General features: G+C 41.2%; 16 protein-coding genes and 2 pseudogenes. 7 read left to right on the forward strand and 11 right to left on the reverse strand.

The window, feature by feature from the left end; translation table 11 throughout:
- The first annotated feature begins 29 nt into the window (after positions 1–29).
- A complete protein-coding gene (locus tag AB4507_RS00005; RefSeq protein ID WP_372182037.1) occupies positions 30–143 on the forward strand; it encodes a hypothetical protein in 114 nt (37 codons plus the stop codon).
- Between the two features lie 172 nt (positions 144–315).
- Here AB4507_RS00005 and AB4507_RS00010 read toward each other — a convergent pair whose 3' ends face one another.
- Positions 316–1,434: an IS110 family transposase gene (locus AB4507_RS00010; RefSeq protein WP_017070419.1), complete on the reverse strand. Its 1,119-nt coding sequence runs from the start codon at positions 1,432–1,434 to the stop codon at positions 316–318.
- A gap of 47 nt (positions 1,435–1,481) precedes the next feature.
- On the opposite strand from AB4507_RS00010, the pseudogene AB4507_RS00015 reads away from it, so the two are divergent.
- Both AB4507_RS00015 and AB4507_RS00020 read left to right on the forward strand, forming a co-directional pair.
- Positions 1,482–1,670 (forward strand): annotated as a pseudogene (locus tag AB4507_RS00015) (transposase domain-containing protein); the annotation flags it as partial.
- 61 nt (positions 1,671–1,731) lie between these two features.
- Entirely contained in the window at positions 1,732–2,268 is a 537-nt protein-coding gene (locus AB4507_RS00020) for a tyrosine-type recombinase/integrase (protein WP_372182038.1), read from the forward strand.
- Between the two features lie 164 nt (positions 2,269–2,432).
- On the opposite strand, the pseudogene AB4507_RS00025 reads toward AB4507_RS00020, so the two are convergent.
- From AB4507_RS00025 to AB4507_RS00060, 8 genes and pseudogenes are all read right to left on the reverse strand, one after another.
- Positions 2,433–2,662 (reverse strand): annotated as a pseudogene (locus AB4507_RS00025) (hypothetical protein).
- Positions 2,663–3,028, reverse strand: a complete 366-nt coding sequence (gene gspS2 / locus AB4507_RS00030) for a type II secretion system pilot lipoprotein GspS-beta (RefSeq protein WP_016796828.1) — start codon at positions 3,026–3,028, stop codon at positions 2,663–2,665.
- The gene (locus tag AB4507_RS00035) at positions 2,985–4,121 is read right to left on the reverse strand and encodes an alanine/ornithine racemase family PLP-dependent enzyme (protein WP_372182031.1); all 1,137 of its coding nucleotides are present in this window, start codon (positions 4,119–4,121) and stop codon (positions 2,985–2,987) included. Before AB4507_RS00035 ends, gspS2 begins: the two co-directional genes overlap by 44 nt.
- Complete coding sequence (locus AB4507_RS00040; RefSeq protein ID WP_016790224.1) at positions 4,118–5,323, reverse strand: DUF1611 domain-containing protein; 1,206 nt, start codon at positions 5,321–5,323, stop codon at positions 4,118–4,120. The genes AB4507_RS00035 and AB4507_RS00040 overlap by 4 nt, the downstream gene beginning before the upstream one ends.
- 607 nt (positions 5,324–5,930) lie before the next feature.
- Positions 5,931–7,769, reverse strand: a complete 1,839-nt coding sequence (locus AB4507_RS00045; RefSeq protein WP_372070324.1) for a hypothetical protein — start codon at positions 7,767–7,769, stop codon at positions 5,931–5,933.
- A 387-nt stretch (positions 7,770–8,156) separates the two neighbouring features.
- Complete coding sequence (locus AB4507_RS00050) at positions 8,157–8,474, reverse strand: hypothetical protein (protein ID WP_372157277.1); 318 nt, start codon at positions 8,472–8,474, stop codon at positions 8,157–8,159.
- The gene (locus tag AB4507_RS00055; protein ID WP_371969230.1) at positions 8,474–8,959 is read right to left on the reverse strand and encodes a DUF4405 domain-containing protein; all 486 of its coding nucleotides are present in this window, start codon (positions 8,957–8,959) and stop codon (positions 8,474–8,476) included. Before AB4507_RS00055 ends, AB4507_RS00050 begins: the two co-directional genes overlap by 1 nt.
- Positions 8,960–9,275: 316 nt before the next feature.
- The gene (locus tag AB4507_RS00060) at positions 9,276–9,776 is read right to left on the reverse strand and encodes a nuclear transport factor 2 family protein (protein WP_130241165.1); all 501 of its coding nucleotides are present in this window, start codon (positions 9,774–9,776) and stop codon (positions 9,276–9,278) included.
- Between the two features lie 438 nt (positions 9,777–10,214).
- Here AB4507_RS00060 and AB4507_RS00065 point away from each other — a divergent pair, with 438 nt between their 5' ends.
- Positions 10,215–11,201 (forward strand): tyrosine-type recombinase/integrase, encoded by a 987-nt coding sequence (locus AB4507_RS00065; RefSeq protein WP_372157279.1) that lies wholly within the window; start codon positions 10,215–10,217, stop codon positions 11,199–11,201.
- Between the two features lie 32 nt (positions 11,202–11,233).
- On the opposite strand, the gene AB4507_RS00070 is transcribed toward AB4507_RS00065, so the two are convergent.
- Positions 11,234–12,411 (reverse strand): IS3 family transposase gene (locus tag AB4507_RS00070; protein WP_102420178.1). Its coding sequence is split into 2 segments (ribosomal slippage): positions 11,234–12,153 and positions 12,153–12,411, totalling 1,179 coding nucleotides; the frame shifts between segments, so codons are not numbered across the junction.
- A gap of 422 nt (positions 12,412–12,833) precedes the next feature.
- On the opposite strand from AB4507_RS00070, the gene AB4507_RS00075 reads away from it, so the two are divergent.
- The 3 genes from AB4507_RS00075 to AB4507_RS00085 are packed head-to-tail and all read left to right on the forward strand — an operon-like array spanning position 12,834 to position 16,469.
- Positions 12,834–14,270, forward strand: coding sequence for a phage integrase SAM-like domain-containing protein (locus tag AB4507_RS00075; RefSeq protein ID WP_372182032.1), 1,437 nt, complete (start codon positions 12,834–12,836; stop codon positions 14,268–14,270).
- Positions 14,267–16,072: a site-specific integrase gene (locus AB4507_RS00080; RefSeq protein WP_372157283.1), complete on the forward strand. Its 1,806-nt coding sequence runs from the start codon at positions 14,267–14,269 to the stop codon at positions 16,070–16,072. The genes AB4507_RS00075 and AB4507_RS00080 overlap by 4 nt, the downstream gene beginning before the upstream one ends.
- Positions 16,065–16,469, forward strand: a complete 405-nt coding sequence (locus AB4507_RS00085; protein ID WP_372128597.1) for a TetR family transcriptional regulator — start codon at positions 16,065–16,067, stop codon at positions 16,467–16,469. Before AB4507_RS00080 ends, AB4507_RS00085 begins: the two co-directional genes overlap by 8 nt.
- An 890-nt stretch (positions 16,470–17,359) precedes the next feature.
- Here AB4507_RS00085 and AB4507_RS00090 read toward each other — a convergent pair.
- Positions 17,360–18,121 carry a DsbA family protein gene (locus AB4507_RS00090; protein ID WP_372157285.1) on the reverse strand — a complete coding sequence of 254 codons (762 nt, stop codon included), beginning with the start codon at positions 18,119–18,121 and terminating at the stop codon, positions 17,360–17,362.
- Positions 18,122–18,293: the final 172 nt, after the last annotated feature.

Below are 18,293 nucleotides of genomic sequence, written 5' to 3' on the forward strand. Positions count from 1 at the left end.
CTATCGATAATAATCGCGCAGAGCGCGCAATTAAGCCGCTGGTCATTGGCAGGAAAAACTCTTATGACCTTTTTCAAGTTTTTCGACAAAACCTCTCTCTCCTCTGTGAGACGAGGCATGCTTTCAACATTAGAATTGCCTGAAAGTGAATTAGCAATAACTTGGGTTATACATACTCTTATTCGGGGATCTTTAGCCCCAACATGGTTTTCGTAATGAGTTTACCTCTATCTGGCTGCTAGTATCTAACCAAGTGGTCGACTTAAATTCTTGACGAGGATTACTCACCTGAGCTTCTTCACTTCCAAGCAAATTTTAAACTCTCTGATTTCGAGTGGTGACAGCAATGTCCCACATGAATCCAAGTAACTCTCTCGCAACAGCAGTAATTGCTATTTGTGACTTTTTCCCTTTAGCTACCAAGCTTCGGTAACGGAAGCATAATCGCTGCTGAGCTTTCCAGGAGATATCTTTGGCTTCTTGGCAAACACTATCTGGTCGATTCGCAGTTAACCAGCTACCGACCTTAGCATTGTTTCTATATGCCCATGCTGCCTCATACAAAAGTCGTCTTAACTCAACATTTCCAGCTTTAGTGATCCCTGCTTTACGAGTCACACTACCACTTGAGTGTTCACCAGGTATTAGGCCAAGGAATGCCATTATTTGTTTCGGATTACTAAATCGGGAGAAATCACCCACTTCAGCCACTACGGAGATTGCAATCGTACGTCCGACACCTTTTAGAGCTTGCAGTTGATTAACCAAGTTATAAAGTGACCAGTTAGGAAGTAACCTATCAATTTCTTGGTCTAATTGCTCAATACGGTTTTCTATTTGCTCCAAGCTTTGTCGATAGTGCTCATAAGCTATTTGTTGAGAAGCTAAGGGGAAAGATTGGTTGGCTAGCCATACTCGATGGCGGACAGTCCACATTTTCTTTTCATACTTTTTACCCGTTCTCAGAAGAATACTTTGGATTCGCTGCTTGGCAACTTTAGTATCTTTCTTTGCACAGCTTCTGGCTCTCACAAGATCTCGCATAGCTTCATGTGTCAGGTCGGGTACCCAGATATCAACTAACTCACCCGCTCTTAACAACCTCGCTAAAGCGACGGCATCTCGATGATCATTTTTGATCTTGTTGGTTGATATCTTAGGTATTCTAGAAGGAGCCACAACTGTACACTCTATGTTCATGCTAAGTAACAATCGATATAGACCGTAGCCTGTTGGGCCCGCTTCGTAGCAGACAAGGATCGTACCGTGAAGCTTGATTAGCTTCTTCATTAGACGAATAACGGCATCTTTTGCTGAAGAAATATTCCCATAAAATCGAACTTCTCCCTGCCGCTCTGGACTTGCAATCGCAACAGCAATTGTGTCCTTGTGCACATCAAGTCCAATATAAGCAGAATAGTTGACGGATTCCATATTGATGACCTCCAAAAACGCACCAGTAGGTAAGTCTAAGTATATAAGGTCATACCATCTGGCTCTTCTCGACCAACCCTAATGGCGCCGAAGCGAGCGCAATGCTTTATAGCATTGTCGAGACCGCAAAAGCCAATGGGCTTATCCTCTACGATTACATGGTCAAGTGCATGAAGGAGCTAGCGAAAGCTGAGCCAGATATCGATGCGCTCCTACCTTGGAACTTCAAACATTAGTAATATCGCCCTGTAGGTTCATGGGGCGTTTACCGTCAAAAAGCCTTTTCGGCTTGAGGAAATTTGGCGGATCAGAACCAGATTAGAAATTGAAAATAATTTGATGCAGCTTGCGTTGCTCAACTTAGCTATTGATAGCAAACTTAGAGCAAGTGATTTGCTCGTTCTCAGAGTTTGCGATGTATCTTCGCAAGATAGGATATTTAACCGCGTTAAGCATATCCAGCGCAAAACAGATATTGAAGTTCAATTTGAGATAACGACAAGAACTCAACAGAGTCTAATGAAATGGATTTTGATGGCTTCGCTACATGACAGCAATTTTATTTTCCCAAGCCAAAGGCGAAAGCAACAACCGAATAGCTATTCGTACTATCGATACTTAGTGAGGAGATGGGCTTCTAATCTGGGGTTGGATCCTAACTTGTATGGCACTCACTCGATGAGGCGAACAAAAGCGACGTTAGTCTACGCAAAAACGAAAAATATCCGAGCGGTGCAGCTACTACTTGGTCATACCAAGGTAGATAATACAATCCGCTATCTTGGGGTTGAATTAGAAGATGCATTGTTGCTTTCAGAAGGTACTGAGTGTTAATCGAAAAGGAACCTAAATACTTAGGTGTTTCAATTGCTATTACGCTGAAAGTTGTTACCCATTCACCGCTACACTTGATTATTTTCAATACGTTAAGTGCAAATACTACTAATCTGTCCAAGGTTTAGAGGACCTTGAACAGATTAGGTATACACAAGCTTAAATTAAACGTTGGAACGCGCGTTTTTCTTCTTTGATTTATAGGCTTTCATTGAAATTTTTAAAGCAAGCTGTTTTTGTTTAATTGAAATGAGTTGTCTAGTTACGACCTTATGGTGTAACTCTGTGATAAAGTTTTTTCCCAAGGCGTAAGGCGGTCAAACCTCAATAAAATAGTGTCATTGAGTACATTGAACAACTCGTATTGGCTTTTATCCATTCGACTGCTAAGCATTCAATTAGAGCACTTAGCTAGAGAAATGACGTTAAGGCTTTCTACTTTCTCATTTTTTCCTAAGGTAATGATTCGATAAGAGATCCCACTCTCTAATAGTGGTCTTATTTCGATGTTGTCACAAAAACTAACGGCGACTTTTTCTACTAAGCGGTCCATATTCAAAGTTTTCTTTTTTATGAAAACAAGAGTGACACTATTGCCCTCTGACTGAGCATTTACGAGTGTGATTGAGCCTAACTCTTGTGGAAGTTGGCTTGAAATAACTGTCGCTCTATAATCGGCAAGTCCATTAGATTTTATTGGGCTTATCTGACAACCGTTAAGCATGACACTGACGAAGAGAATTACAGTTGTTCGTAGCATTATGCGCTCCTTCTTCCTTTCTTCTCCCTTTAGGTGCCTTAAAATATTTATGGATATAACGTGAAGACATAGAAGATAAGAGCGCACTGTAATCTAAACTGAATGTGACTTTTTCCCCTACAAGTAGTGGTTTCTGTGAGGATTCAAGGACAAGGTGATCGCTAGTTGAAGACATGATCTTAATCCCATTCGGAGCCTTAAGCCCGCCGACACAAACATCTTGGCGGCCTAATGCCAGAATAGCTTGCGATACCTCCCCTCTATCTTGAAGGTTTTCTTTTTCACCAAAAGCATTTAACCCCCGACTTCCCCAAGGCAAAGCCGGTTTAATTTTGGATTCAATCACTTCAGCGGTCAAAGAAATCGCATCTGTATGTAAGCCTTTGATATTTTCGTGCTCTAAAGGCTCACAGCCTAAAAAAATTGCTTCTCCTATACGAAGGTGATTGACTCGAGTTAAGCCTGTTCTCTGAAGAGCCCAGTTAACTGAAGCAGAATTACCCCCTGAAATAATTTCTAGATTGATCCCAAATGTAGCTTCAATTCCATCGGCAAGATCAGAAAGAATATTCATATTTTTATCATCTGGAGCGACACCATACCGACAAGCTAAATTCGTACCAATTCCTTTTATCGTGATGTTTGGTAAAGAAATAATCTCACGGATAAAATCAATCACGCGATTAGGCATCACACCTTCTCTGAGATCGCCAAGCTCAACCATAATAATAATATCGTGACGGCAATTTTGTTGTTCCGCTGCATGTGAAAGCCTCTGAATCACTTCAACTTCAGAGTTTAAACTCATATCACTGTATTTTATTACGCTCGCCACTTGACTGAGCATGGGTGTACGTATCAGCATTTTGGGGATAGAAATGCCAGATTCAGTCATCTTTTGAAGATTTTCGATTCTTGAATCGGCTAACATTGGTGCGCCAGCATCAATAAGAACTTGTGCGATGATAGGGTGGCCGAGGAAGGCTTTTGTTACAGGCGTAACGGATATATTTTTCAGTGAGAGCTGAGAAATCAGGAACTGAGCGTTATGATGAACTTTCCCACAATCGATGTCTAACCTAGGGTAGTTCACCCTTTTTCGGCCAGTTTACTTGCTATTATAGGAAAGGCTGACGTTACGATGTGCAGTAGATGTTCAACAGGCTGTGACAAGACATCAGTAACCGGTAAACCAAATTCGGTAGTGTAAGTGTCTATCGCACAACGTGTTTCATCCAACGACATATCTTCATGATTCAGTGTTAGTCCAATAACATTGGTATTAGAAAACGTTTCGATAAGATTGATTTCTGAGGCAATCGAAGGCATTGAGCAATCAGGAAAATCACTACGATATAAACGTTTAGGGGCATGTTGCAGTATCACACCCGTTGGACAACTGCCACGTAAGATAAAAGCGCTGGTTGAAAACGCAGGGTGACTCAAGGCTCCTTGCCCTTCAATAATAATCAGATCCGGATTTTCTTTTTCATAGGCCTGTACAATGACAGATTCCAACTCACCGGCACAAAATTGTGAAGGAACAGCATCGAGTGCAACGCAGTATTGTGCGCCCTGCATAATGCCTGTTTGACCAGTGGCAATCAGAACGACGTTAAGGCCTTTTTTAGTCAGTTCATTCGCCAATATTGTTGCTGTTGTTCGTTTTCCTAGCGCGCAATCCGTCCCCATTACAGCAATTCTCGGGCATTTAACGTTGTGTATTTTCCCGCTAAACGTTTTCAGTTCGCCTTTATTTTTGGGTTTGCGAGTATCGAATATTCGAACGTTATTCTTTAAGCTGGCTTCTAAAAATAGAGGATCATCGGTTAGGAATTCATGTAAGCCATTTACGATGTTCATTCCTAGTGACATGGCATTTAAAATGATGCTTTTATCTAAGTCAGATAAAAAGCCACTTGATGGCGCAATGCCAAAAATGAAGTAATCAGGAATGCTTTCTGCGTGAATGATAGCTTCTTCAGCATTAGCAAGGATCGGTATTCCATTGGCTTTGTTATCAAGAACTTCACCAGCATCTAAGCCAGCAGACTCACTATCAATAACCGATAGAATACGATAGCTTAACGAATGTCTCACTAACCCATTAGCGGTTTTACCATCAATTTTACCAAAATTACCTTCGCAATATACAATCGCCGAAGGGATTACAGGTTTTACTTTTTGAGCAAGTGGTAACCAAGGTGCGAAATGGGGTACGTCGTTGTTGATTTCTACATTTTCAATTCTAGTGAGTTTGAAGATGTTTCTTAACTTTTGGGTTGAAATGGACATAATTAAAGCCTGCGGTGAGGCTTAGGAGGGCAACTAAGGAGTGCCGAGATGCGAGTTCGGAAAAGAAAAGAAGTCCCCACTAAGCGGTAGGGATAACAACCAAGGTAACACACTCACCAGACTTTTGTTGGTTATTATTAATACGCTTTCTAAGTCTATCACTTTCAGGCTTCACCCATACTAACGTGACTGATTAGAGATCTAAGACTCATTGTTCAACGTCGCCGTATCAACCTCTCAGCTTTAAGGTTTCAAGATACTTTTTCTAATATCAGTTAAGTGAATTAGAGTTTTGAGTTTAACGCGTTTTTGTCCAGAGGCTTGATAGACCTGAAGTTTTACTCATGGCACTTTTCTAAAAAGTGCCAGCTAGCTCAGATCTGCCCCAAACCTTACGACGGGTTGACCGTATACTTCTGCTTAGCGTCATTTGACTGACTTTTTCTCATGCCAGTAGAATGTCTAGCTTTTTCAGGCCTTGCCTATACCTCAATATTAGACTTAACGAAGGTGAACTATCTGGCTCTAGTTCATCAAGAATTTAAAATGATAGAGAAATTAAAGACCTAGCGGTAACCCCTAGGTCTCAACGGACAATAAACAGTGTTTAGATTGATTTGGAGATCAAGTCAGCTTTCAGTAGCCCACCTTTAGTCAATAATTTAGGTGAAAAATTGGGGTTTCTACGCTGTTTAAATGCGGCTAGAATTTTCTGTAATCCCTCAGCTTCTAGTAAAGAAATGTTTATCTCTGTATCCATATCAGCTGCATCAACAAAGTCATCAGAAAATGCAGGTGCAACAATAAGTACTTGAGCGACCCGATGCCCGTTGGCTTCACAGCGCTTAACATATGCTTTAACTTGTCTAGACGTTGAAGAGTATTTGGAAAATTGTCCATTCTTAAATGACTTTGCTTCACCAACGATAACATCATCATTTTCTAACGAAATGATGATGTCAGCCTTGTCTTTAGCTGTGTTGATATCTTTTCTCAAATCCTCATCAACAGTCATGCCTAGTTGCTCTAGAATCGAACGAGTCGCCTCCTCAAATTTCACACCGATATCTGCTTCTTTGATATCAATACCTGCTGATTGAAGTCCTTGAAGGTCACGACAGGCCAAAAGATGATAGTTTTCGATGAGTCGATCATTGGCACTGGCAAAGCTCTCGATAATTTGGCTTCTAGGGTTGCCACGTCGAGGCAAATTCATATCATTGCGGATAGTCTTAATCTCATCATTACTATAGAGATAAAGGATATCCAATGGTGTGATACTTAGTGCTTTGAGGCGTTCAGGGTCGAGCGTCTCTTTGTTCTCAATTTCGAAGTCTGCTCGAATCCTATCTTCAACATTTAATTCGTTTTGAGACAGTGCTTCGAGTAGTTCTTTATAGCCACTTACACTAAGTACGTTAAACTCTTCTTCTTCTGAGGACCTTAGGTGTTCAATTAAAACATCAATGCGGTCTTGTAGCCTTGTCCCTATTCTTGAAATATCGAGGTCCATATCTTCAATGAGTTGCTTGATTCGTTCTTTTCTCTGATTTTGAGTGGCATCTTCAGCGTGAAGATCTGTCATTAAAATACTTCTGATTGATAAGCCAGAGTGCGAAATTGTGGTTATTTTGTCTTGTCTTTCAATGCCACGAATTTTGTAGCCGTGGTTTTTGAGTATATTGGAAAGATCAGCATCAGAAAGTGACCTTAGAATGCGAAGGACATATTTATCATGCAGCTCTTTGCCAAGAACGTCATGAAGAGATTCGATAACTTCATCGGCAATCATAATTTCAGAGCGACGGCGGTTGATAAGGATGACACCGTTTTCTCGAAGGTACTCTAATGCACTTTCAATACCTAGTTCTGGAATTGGGTCGACAGAGTGTTCAATCGCATGAATTTCCTCTCTTGAAAGCGCTAGACGTTCAGCTAAGACATTTAAGATGCTTCGTTCATCTTCAGATATCTTTGCGGTGCGATTAGACCTTAAATCGTTGTTAAATGCTGTTTTCATGCACTCACGGTATATATCTAGGCGATTCAATCGCTCAAAGTCGCTTGAGTCATTTTCTTCAATCTCTTTGATGAGGCTTTGGCTTAGCTCATCAATTTCGGTATATTCTTTGGCATAAAGATTTTCAATCCAAGGAATGGTAGCAATGCAATTCCCATCTCTGACTAGGATATTGATAAGTAAAGACACTTGAGGTCCGCCGATAGCGATTTGTTCTTTTAGGTGCTTTTGGAAAAGAGTCTGAATTAGACTAAATAATTGCGTGATTTCATTGCCTGATGCTGCTTTAAGTTGGCCATCGATTTTCTCGAGTTGTTTGGTTAAATCAGAATCTCCTTTGCTGTCTTGGCATAGCTTATCGATGCAATTTACAAACTTTGATCGCTCGACTTGATTTGTGTGGTTAAGAACCAAATTTAACTTCATGAGAATGTCCTACTGAAATACGTAAAGTAATCGGTGAATGATAACTCCGCGTTTTTATTAGGTATATTAATCAATATCAATCTGTTAACTATGTCACTGGTTTGATATAAGAAACAGGTAAATCTCCAAAGCAACTTACACAATCAATACTGAACTGTAAGAAAAGCGCTATTAAGCTGTCCAGATATGTGCCAATACGATCAACGTGAACATGACAGCTAGAACGTTTGTGCCCCATTGTGACTTTTGCATCCAAACTTATGTCTCGATGATTTGGTAACTTTGATATACAAATAGTAATGAATGGCAAAAGGCAGACCTGCCCCAGCTAGTTCACTGACAGCGGGCGCGTCGAATGTTTGACGCACTGGCTGAGACATTGTTTGACTAGTGGACTTGCCGAGTAGGCTTGTTTTGGTTTTCGTGTGTACGGTTTTTGAAGATAAAAGCAGAGAGCTTTAACACGCCATAACACAAAAAGGCGGGCACCATGGTCAGCACAGTAAGCTTAGCAAATGAGACGCCGAAAACCGCTAACCCAGATAGGTTTCGTTTTCCTTCTTCGAGTGCAAGCTCGGTTGCTTCACTATTTATTGTTTCTGCCCAAGTTGATAGCTCTAGGGTCCACATTACTGCACAGATGATAAGCGAGATGATTAAGACAATAGCAGAGCGCTGTTTCCAACGATAAACGAGATATTTCATTATACACCTGCCTTAGTGTTGTGTTTCTGTCTCATTTTTCTGCTCACACCTTTTATCCACTGCCAGTGCAGAGCGAGATGGATACCAAGCATTGGCATCACTAGGTTTCCTAGGTCATGATGTAGCTTGGACCAAACAGGCAGTATCTCTACTGGCATACCGAGCCGAGGTAGCAAAGCTTCGGAAACTAAGAAGCCGCTGAGTGTTGCCATCAGCATGACCAAGTAGAACAAAGCATCCCAAACCGCATTGAATCGATCTTTAGCAGATTGCTTGTGGATGAAATTTTTTGGAAGAGATACCATCCAGTCCCAATGCAGTAGTAAGTGGATAATCAAAGGAATAATAAACAAAAGGCTCAGCCATTCGTGAGCCGCTACACCTGTTGCTTTGGGGATACAGACTAAGATAAAGCCGACCAGCAGTAGAATGTCCATGACATACTGAGTCTTTACCAAACTGTCTTTCCATGTACGGGTTTGCATAATCAATTGCCTGATAGGTTGTTAAGCCATAAAAAATTCATGTTTATAAACTATCAAGTTGGCATCTTGATTCAATTGATTTTACAGTCATTTACAGTTAGAAATGCCGCGCGTCTTGATAGCACGGCATTTGTGATCGGCTCCAGATAGATTGAGCATCAAGTTAAGCGACTTTTCATGCCTTAAGAATCGGGCTTTTTACCAGTTTATATCATGGGATTGATGATTTTGAACCCTAATCACTTAAATTACACACTGAGAGGTAGCCTCTCAGTGTTAAGCCAATTCTCAGTAAAATCAAACATGTTCAGAGTTGTTATTTCTCTGTGTGATAGGCTTTTGAGACAGCAAAGCTGTCTTCAAACCAGTTCCAACTCTTTACTTTCCCATCGACGACTTGAACGCGCACAGCCCAACTAAATTTTCCAGTGTCAGCGCCAGTGTTGTTTGCGATAGCACTCATGGTCCCCATAAAGACGGCTTGATCACCGTTGGCAAAACTATAATCTGTAGTCCAGCTCGTTGTTTTTAATCCAGCACCAAAGCGAGGCAAGAAGGTATTTAAAACTGTTTCTTTAGACTCCCAGTTACCAATCCAAGGAATAGAACCATCTCCTTCATTATGCCAAACAAAATCGTCAGCCATTAGAGTACTTAACTGTTCCATATCCCCAGATCCAGCAGCCCACAGAAAAGCTTGGGCAACCTCTAGGGTTTTTGCAGATTGTTCTGCCTTAGATTTATCCATGTCTGTTGCGTAACTTGCTTGAATTACTGCGAATAAGCTGAAATAAATCACCAAAAATGTTTTTAACATCTCGTCTCTCCGTTTAGTTGAATGTAGGGCGAAGCAAACGGCTTCTCTTTTGACACCTCTGTAAAATTAGTATCCAAATAGGGATTACTCAATAGTATTGAGTTTGATGGCACTGTGGTAGCTAAGGGAATTATGGATCTAGGCTTTGCAATAAAGCTGATCAGTCAAATGTTAAGAGCACAACCCATCCTAAATGATTTCTTGTTTAGAAGTGTGCCGACGGGGCATGTGATTTGAACTAGCGGGACTGGACCGCCCAGTAAGCGACTTTAAGATACCTAAAGTTATCCGTATTTTCCTAATTTAAGTGATTACTCTAAGAAGGTTATGTCCAATAACGTGTTACAAGTCAACGTATGCATAAAAATCACCCTAATCTCTTGCGAAGTATAACCTTAGCACTTAGCCTGTATGTATATACAGTTTAAGTGAGCCGTTATGCTTTGCATTAAATCCACATCTGATTTTGAGATAGAAAGCGTCAAATACCCTAACTTCCCTTTGCTAACTTGGGAGACTGATAATTCAGATCTAGGGATTGAATCAGGAATGCTTTGTGTAGAGGCGTTGCAGTTCTTGGTATATGAGTGCTTAAAACGAGGCCGAGTGAATAGTGAGAACACTTGGTGGACGTATGGCAATCACCTAGCTCAATTCCTGACATTCTGTGAGCAGAACAGTTTGGATTGGCGAGACATTTCAGAAAGCAGCGAAGATGAAATGTTAGTTAGTGCTTATCGTGACCTTTGTGTTGGTGAGTTTGGCATGTCGGTAAATTCAACCAATCAGCATTTAAGAACGATAGTGCGTTTCTATTCTTATGGCGTCGGTAAGTGGTTTAAGTCATTACCTTACTCTCTAGAATCCGTTTCAGTGAATAAAGGCCAGCAGTTTTTGGCTCATACAGTAAGAAATGGTGGTAAGAAATACAGCTCTGATTTGATGATGAAAACCTTTGAGAAGAAAGCTCAGTTTTTATCGGTAATTGAAGTGCGAGAGCTTTTATCTGCGATTGAAAATCCAACCTTAAAGCTGATGGTTCGCTTATGTCTACAGACAGGAATTAGACGAAAAGAACTGTTGCTGTTTCCCTTACATGTAATAAGAAAGCCTACTGGAAACAGAGCTTACTATGAGGTCAACATTTCACGAACCAAAGGTGAGAAAGAGCGCAAGATACACATCCCGACACGATTGATGGAGGGCTTGTGGCATTATGTAAATGAGGCTCGTTTTCAGAAGCAGCAAGAGTCAGGAGTGGTATCAGATTGCTTGTTTTTAACGTCTGATGGTCAAGAGTGGACTTCTCAAGGCTCTGCTTTTGGTAAGGCTCTCAAGTCGCTTAATTTACCCTTTCACGTATCACTGTCACATGCTAAGGCATACTTACGCAACGCACATGCTGAAAGGAATGTTAGAGCATAAAAGCAGTAAGTTTGAACCCTTGATTGTAGTGGTCAACTGATATTGGCCACGTTCCTAGAGTTTAACCAGAACAATCGTTCTGATTCATTGGGAGTCAAACCACCGTTGTATTGGTGCGGGCGGAGTTGGCAATAATACCCAATAATGTATCGAGTAATTTCTTGTTGTGCCTCTGCAAAGCTCCGATAACCTACTGTAGGTATCCATTCCGTCTTCAAGCTTCTAAAGAAGCGTTCCATTGGTGCATTATCCCAGCAATTTCCTCGTCGAGATAAGCTTTGCTTGATCTGAAAGCGCCACAGTAATTGCCGATAACTTCGGCTTGTATAATGACTGCCTTGATCGCTGTGAAACATGACGCCCTGTGGTTTACCACGAGACTCATAAGCCATGGCAAGAGCCTTACGAGTTAATCGACTATCGGGCGATAATGACATTGCCCAACCAATCGTTTTTCTAGCGAACAGGTCTAAAACTACGGCTAAGTACATCCAACGATAGCCAGTCCAAACATAAGTAACGTCACCAACCCAAACTCTGTTTGGCTCCGTAACTGCAAACTGGCGGCCTAAGAGGTTTGGGATCTCAATATGTTCTTGTGATGCTTTACGATACCTGTGTTTTGGCACTTGGCAGCTCACTAGACCAAGGGCTTTCATGAACTTCGTTGCTCTGTAGCGACTCAGGTTAGTTCCCTGACTCGTTATTATGTCAGCAATGGTTCTCGCTCCCGCAGAACCGTTGCTTGCGGCATGTGCCTCGCTAACTAAACTACGGAGCTTTGCTGTTTCGGCATCAATTTCTACTGGACGTTTTCGCCAGTAGTTATAACTGCTTCGATGAACATTGAACACTTCACATAATATTTTTACGCTGTGGCTCTGCTTGAGTTTCTTGATTATCAAGAATTGTTCAGTGAGTCCGACATCAACAGAGCCGTGGCTTTTTTTAATATTTCATTATGCTCTTCAAGGCGAGCTAACTTCTTTTTTAATTCACGTATTTCAATTTGCTCAGGCGTCATCGGCGATGCTTTAGGTGCTTTCCCCTGACGTTCCTCTTTTAGTTGGCGAACCCACTTATCCATCGTGGACTTCCCAACATTCATAGCTTGAGCAGCCTCTGTCACAGAGTGGTTCTGATCTAGAACCAGTTGTGCCGCTTCTAATTTGAATTCAGCGCTAAATAGTCTTCTTGTACGTTTTGTCATAGTGTCACCTGTTAACTTATGAGGTGATGATATCACCTCTAACTAAGTGACCAAATTCAGCGTACCACTACAGATGTACCTACAAGCTCGGCTTGGACATTCGAGTATCACAACCACGATGAAATATTTGCACTTGGTTAATGATTTAGTCGATGACCTGTCAATTGAGTATCAGCAACAAATTGATGCGATTGTGTAGGTGAAGCATGGCGAAACACCGAAAAAATCTGACAGTTAACAAAGATAAACTCAAGAAAACATCTGTAGTTGAACAAACAATTGACGCAACTCAGAGCCAAGAGATTATCCGTCCAATCAACCCTGTTGTGAACTATCCCAATATTGGCTCAAAAGGTGGTAATGGTTCTAACGTTAATTTTTCTCGTTTCTATGGCAAAGGTTATGACGACATAACAAATCGAGTGTACTACACCGCAAAAGCTCTGCTGAAAAACACCGATGCCCTTAGCGAGGAAACTCAAAAAAGTTATTTTAAAAATGGTTTTTACCATTTCGCTGAATACCTTAAATTATTTAGGCATTCAGCGGGTGAGGACTTAACACAAGCAGATATTACGCCAGAGTTGTTCGAGCAGTATTTGCTGCACCTTAAAGGTTGTGAGTTAGGGTATAACACCCAAAAAGGTTACTACACTCATCTCAAGTCAATGCTGATACATATGAAAGACAAGGGCTATTGGTCAGTCATTGGTGATATCAACCTAAACAGTGATTTCTTTCCTAAGAACCCATTTCCAAATTCAAGCAAACGAGTGAAGGGTGAGAAACCACTTACTCCCCATGAAAAAAGGCAGGTGGTGGTTGCGCTAAAACAAGCGATTAAGCCGATTTATCAAAAGACCGAACCATTGACAGGTTATGAATTAGTGGTTTGCTTATTAGCTGTGGCAATCCAAACGGGCATCAATACATCTCCACTTCTCAATATGACTACCGACTCATTGAGTGACCACCCACTTAAAGATTGCCGCAAGCTGTTAACCGTATTCAAAAAAAGAGGCAGCTCAACGCAATTGCACAATTTGCGAAAATCAGAGGAACTTGAAGTGGTGCAAGGGATAAAGCTTGATGTGGCTTATCTTATTGAGGCTATCATTGAACGCAATACCCAAGAGAGAAAGTCTATCGACACAGACTTGGTATTTGTCTATGAGCCTATAATAGCTCGCAAAGGTGCAGAGAGAGGTGCGGCCACCTCTCTATCAGAGAGGCTGCTTCAATATAACATCAAAAATTTCATCAAAGAGTACGACCTAAGAGATGAAGATGGTCGCACGATAAAACTTAATGTAAGCCGTTTTCGCAAGACGTTTATTAATGACATCTACGAGCTAAGTGGTGAGAGTTTGCTGATTGCCGCGCAGCAAGCCAAACACAACGGGACGGGAACGCTTGACCATTATTTACAAGCCCCTGAGCAATCAAAGCGTAATTTAGGCTTGATGGGCGAGATACGAGTTAAAGAGCTAACGAGTACAGAGTCAAGCGTCCCTGTAGGGCATTGTAAAGACCCTAAAAATGGTGATAAAGCACCGAAAAATGGCACATTCTGTAATGACTTTTTAGGTTGCTTCCGTTGTAAGAGCTTCGTTATTACAGGTGATGATTTGTATAAACTCTTTAGTTTTTATTGGGCAATTATTCGCAACCGTGATGAGTTTGGTCGCAAAGACTGGAAGCGTCATTTAAAGAATGTTCTAAGAATCGTGGATGAAGAAGTTATCCCTGAATTTGCAAAGCTTGATCAGTTGCAGCGTGTAGAGGCTGAAAAAGAGCGAGCAAGAACCAATCCACATCCGTACTGGCAAAATCTTGATATGTTAAAGGTGACGCAATGAGTTCAATTGAGTTAATACTCTCGCAAGCTGAGTTTGCGATTCAGCAATGCCCAAAGCCAAGCACCAGTGCGCTTGAGCAAGTCATTGGTGGCTCTCTAACGGGTATCGTGACCTACATTAAACTCGCCAATGGTGAATACCAAACGCTATCTCGATTTGAGGAAGATGTATGGGTGTTTCCTGCTAGTAAAGGTACGAAAGCAACTATAGCAAGTGCATTAAACCTTACTTTTTCCACCATTTCGGACACTCAAATGAAACGCATGGCAAAGTGGGTAATCTGGAGTAAAATGAAAAAGGGTTTAGCGCTTGGCTCTTTGGGAAAAATACTGGCCAAGTTGAAAATTTATTTTCAGTGGGTTTTAAGGTCAGATACTACAGCGACACATGGGCTTACGGCTTTTACCTCAAATGCCTACGTTAGGCACGTAAACACTCTGCTCTCAAAACGAAAAGGCGAAACTAAACCACTGACAGCAATCACTAAAGTGGATAGATTTCGCATTCTAGAAGACCTTTATTACCACTGCAAAGAGTTTGATTTTGTCAAAGAGCATCCCTGGTCTGAATCAAGCGCTAATGAGCAAGCTGGGTATGTTGGTGAAGTGTATCGGGAAGCCATTATCAAAGGCAAGACCCCCATTATTCCAGATAAAGTGCTAATTCCGCTGTGTCAGCTTACTAAATCATGCCTAGATAGAGCTGATGAAATTCTGGCATCATCAAAAAAGAAAGAAACATTACTACTGCGAGATAGCTGTATCTTCTGGCTGCTACTCACAACGGGTATGCGTATCCATGAAATATTAGGCATTAAGCGTGATGCGTATCGCTCTGAAACGAAAGATGACACCACTTACTACTACATCGAAACTGTCTCTGAGAAAACACATACTGGGTTAGCTGAGTGGATTGCGCCAAAGATAGCCACTGAAGCGATTGATATTCTTGGTCGTTTTAGTGCTTCACTTCAAGAGCAGCTTGAGTGTGATTTACTAAAAGCGAAAGCAAGCAATGACCATGTGGAAGTACATCGACTTGAGGAAATCTCAGACCACATTTGTCTATCGAAAAACCTCGGAAAAGGAAACGCAATTTACCTATTGTCAGGGGTGGCCATAACTAACACTAGGTTGCCAAACTTATGTAAACAGATAGCGAATGATTGGAACCTATCAGCGCACCAATTCAGACGTACCTTTGCTAATTATGCGGTTCATTCTGAATTAGGCGACTTGAGAGCATTGAAAGACCACTTTAAACATTGGTCTATTACCATGACCGCTTTGTATGCCTTTAATGATGATTTTGATGCGGAATTGTTTGAAGAAATGCTCCGAGAGAAATATCTGGTTGAAGAAGAAATTAAGCAAGATTGGTTTGAACTAGATGTGCCTATCACGGGTGGTGATATAGCTCAAAACATCAAGAAAGTCCGTGAGGATAAAGAGTTAATCAAATTTTTTGGCTCTCTTAGTGCTATGGCAGAGGCATACTCTAGCTCCATACCAATTCGCTCAACAGGTATTGGGTGGTGTACCAATGATGATGAGTGTAAGTGTGGTAAGCCTGATAGCTGTGAAAGTGGCATTGTAGATAAGCGACACCTGCCTTATTGGGAGGGAATGCTAGTGCAGCAAATGAAACTGATGCAATTAGATGATATTGGTGAAGCTGGTAGAGCGGCGGTCAAAAAAGGCATGAAGCGCTGTGAAAAGGTTCTGGCGGCATTGGGGATTGATGTTGAAGCTATGAAGCAAGAGATTAACGAAAGAGAGCATATCGAGGTGATAAATGTCTAACCAGAAAGAAAAAGCGACACACAAAGCGGTTCGACTTGCCATTATTCGTATCGAAAAGGGTCGCCCTAATGTTGTCTCTTATAAACGCAAAATGAGTGTCGCTGCTGTTGCCGAAGAAGCTGGCGTAAGTCGAGCATTGATTCACCGTGATTGCCCTGACCTATTAGAACGCATTAAAGGCGGTGTAAATAAGGGCATTCGACAGCAACGTGATGCAAAACAAACTGAACTTAATGAATACAAAGACCGCAATCGAGAGCTGCGGTCTGAGGTGGCGGAATTAAAAGCTATGCTCGCTAAAGTTCAATCACAAAATGCTACGTTAATACGAAAAAACATGGCGCTGAGTAATGCTCATGCGGATAATAGCAATGTAACGCAATTAATATATAGCTAATTATCTGAATTTAAAGGCAATAAATTAAAATTAAGGTTGTTTTTGAGATGGTTAAAAGCATCCAAAAGTGCAACCTTAAAGAAGGTTATATAAAACAGAAGGTTAGCTACAGTTACATGTAACAAACTATTTATAATTATTGTTCGCTGACACTTTTGTCATGGTAGAAAACCTTTTTCTTATCTCATGTTGATTTCTTTTGTATACATCAATGACCAATTCTATGAAGGAAAATGAAAATAAAAGAGTTGTTCAAGTTAGGAAACTGAAAATGCCAAGGGTAAAGTGTCTTTTTAGAAAAAAAAGGCCCCGCTCCAATGCAGGGCAACTTTTATTATTGTTAAGTCGAAGCCTATCCCCAGGTTATCCGACTTTTCACCACACGTAACTGTCACCACACAGCACGCCAAAGAAGACTGAGGCAATCTGCTTAGGTGTGCTGTGTGACGGTTGCTACACGCGATGAGGGATCAGTGAAAAATACATTTTCAATAAATTCAGTCGAGGACTGGTATGATCAACGGGACATATCACCCGACTAATAAGGGAACTACCGGATAGTGGCAGAGAACTTAGAAGATTTTGAGAACTGAAGTAATTATAATAATGGTGTGTGGTTTTGTATAGTTTATATGCAAACCGGCTGGCTTAACTTTGAACTTGGTGGAGCCGCTGGTGGTTGGCTTGTGGCACAATAACGACAGGCTATAGCAATATAGTGACTAGCTTGTGGCACTATAAGTAAAAAAAACCCCCGAAGAACGGGGGAGTATGTGTGGTGATTTCGTAGTTATGCCTTACTACTTATAGTTAGTCTGCTCCACTCCCTCCTTGGAGTGACTTTGCAGGGCCATACGAGTAAATACCTCCACACCAATATACGATGCTTCCTATTTACTAACTGCCTGCCTATTAGTTTGGTTTACCAGTTGGCTATACTGAAGGTTCACTTCTTCGATCATCTGTTGACGACTGATTAGGCCCCCAAACTTTTTTTCACCAATATAAAAAGTTGGAGTTCCAGTAAGTTTCAGATCTCTAAAAAGTGTATTATTTTTATTTAAAATAGCACTTACTTGTGACGAATTCGCAGTCTTTTTGATAAGCGTACTGTCTAGCCCCATCAGTTCAGCAAGCTCGTATGCCTTCTGTGGGATGGACTGCTGCATTGAAAGAAGCTCTTTGTGGAATGCTGGATACGCATTGGGAGAGATCTGATTTACAGCAATGGCTATCTTTGCTAATTCAGTGGAATTAGCACCTAAAATGGACACATCTTTATACACGAATCGGATGCGTTTGTCTTTACCTAAAAGGGGAGCCAACTCCGTTGCACCCCTTTTACATACTCCACATGCGTAGTCAAAAAACTCCACCACAGTGATCTCTCCAGCTTCATTAAGAACCGGCGTATCTTCATCATAATACAAAGATTTTGAAAACATTTGTTTATGCTTCATTGTTTGGTATGTCCTCACGGATTCCACTCCTGCGATTAAGAGTTCAGGGTTTGATTGGAACGCTTTCATAAGCATCGAGTTGAATTGTTGTTGTGACATTTCAACTTCAGAAGCTGATGCGGTAGCTGCAGAACCAATTGCCAAAATTGTAAATAAAGTCGTCGCTGTCTTCTTGAACAAAGGTGCCATCATTAGATTCCTCGATTTGAGTGGTCGTAACATAGTGCTCGATGAACAACGTTATGTTTTCAATTAAGAGAACTTTTTTTCGAGATAGATTGAAACGGGGGGAGAAAATTGACGCGATGATCGGGGAAAACCATAATGAGTTTACCCACCCCAGTTATGAAAAAATGTATGGAGC

This window comes from Vibrio sp. 10N.222.54.A3 (assembly GCF_041474095.1).
Lineage (GTDB): Bacteria > Pseudomonadota > Gammaproteobacteria > Enterobacterales > Vibrionaceae > Vibrio > Vibrio crassostreae_C.

Coding starts and splice junctions, on each gene's coding strand:
- AB4507_RS00065 (WP_372157279.1), top strand. CDS start 10,215: ATGCTTTGCATTAAATCCACATCTGATTTTGAGATAGAAAGCGTCAAA.
- AB4507_RS00050 (WP_372157277.1), bottom strand. CDS start 8,474: ATGAAATATCTCGTTTATCGTTGGAAACAGCGCTCTGCTATTGTCTTA.
- AB4507_RS00040 (WP_016790224.1), bottom strand. CDS start 5,323: ATGTCCATTTCAACCCAAAAGTTAAGAAACATCTTCAAACTCACTAGA.
- AB4507_RS00060 (WP_130241165.1), bottom strand. CDS start 9,776: ATGTTAAAAACATTTTTGGTGATTTATTTCAGCTTATTCGCAGTAATT.
- AB4507_RS00010 (WP_017070419.1), bottom strand. CDS start 1,434: ATGGAATCCGTCAACTATTCTGCTTATATTGGACTTGATGTGCACAAG.
- AB4507_RS00080 (WP_372157283.1), top strand. CDS start 14,267: ATGAGTTCAATTGAGTTAATACTCTCGCAAGCTGAGTTTGCGATTCAG.
- AB4507_RS00085 (WP_372128597.1), top strand. CDS start 16,065: ATGTCTAACCAGAAAGAAAAAGCGACACACAAAGCGGTTCGACTTGCC.
- AB4507_RS00055 (WP_371969230.1), bottom strand. CDS start 8,959: ATGCAAACCCGTACATGGAAAGACAGTTTGGTAAAGACTCAGTATGTC.
- gspS2 (WP_016796828.1), bottom strand. CDS start 3,028: ATGCTACGAACAACTGTAATTCTCTTCGTCAGTGTCATGCTTAACGGT.
- AB4507_RS00045 (WP_372070324.1), bottom strand. CDS start 7,769: ATGAAGTTAAATTTGGTTCTTAACCACACAAATCAAGTCGAGCGATCA.
- AB4507_RS00090 (WP_372157285.1), bottom strand. CDS start 18,121: ATGATGGCACCTTTGTTCAAGAAGACAGCGACGACTTTATTTACAATT.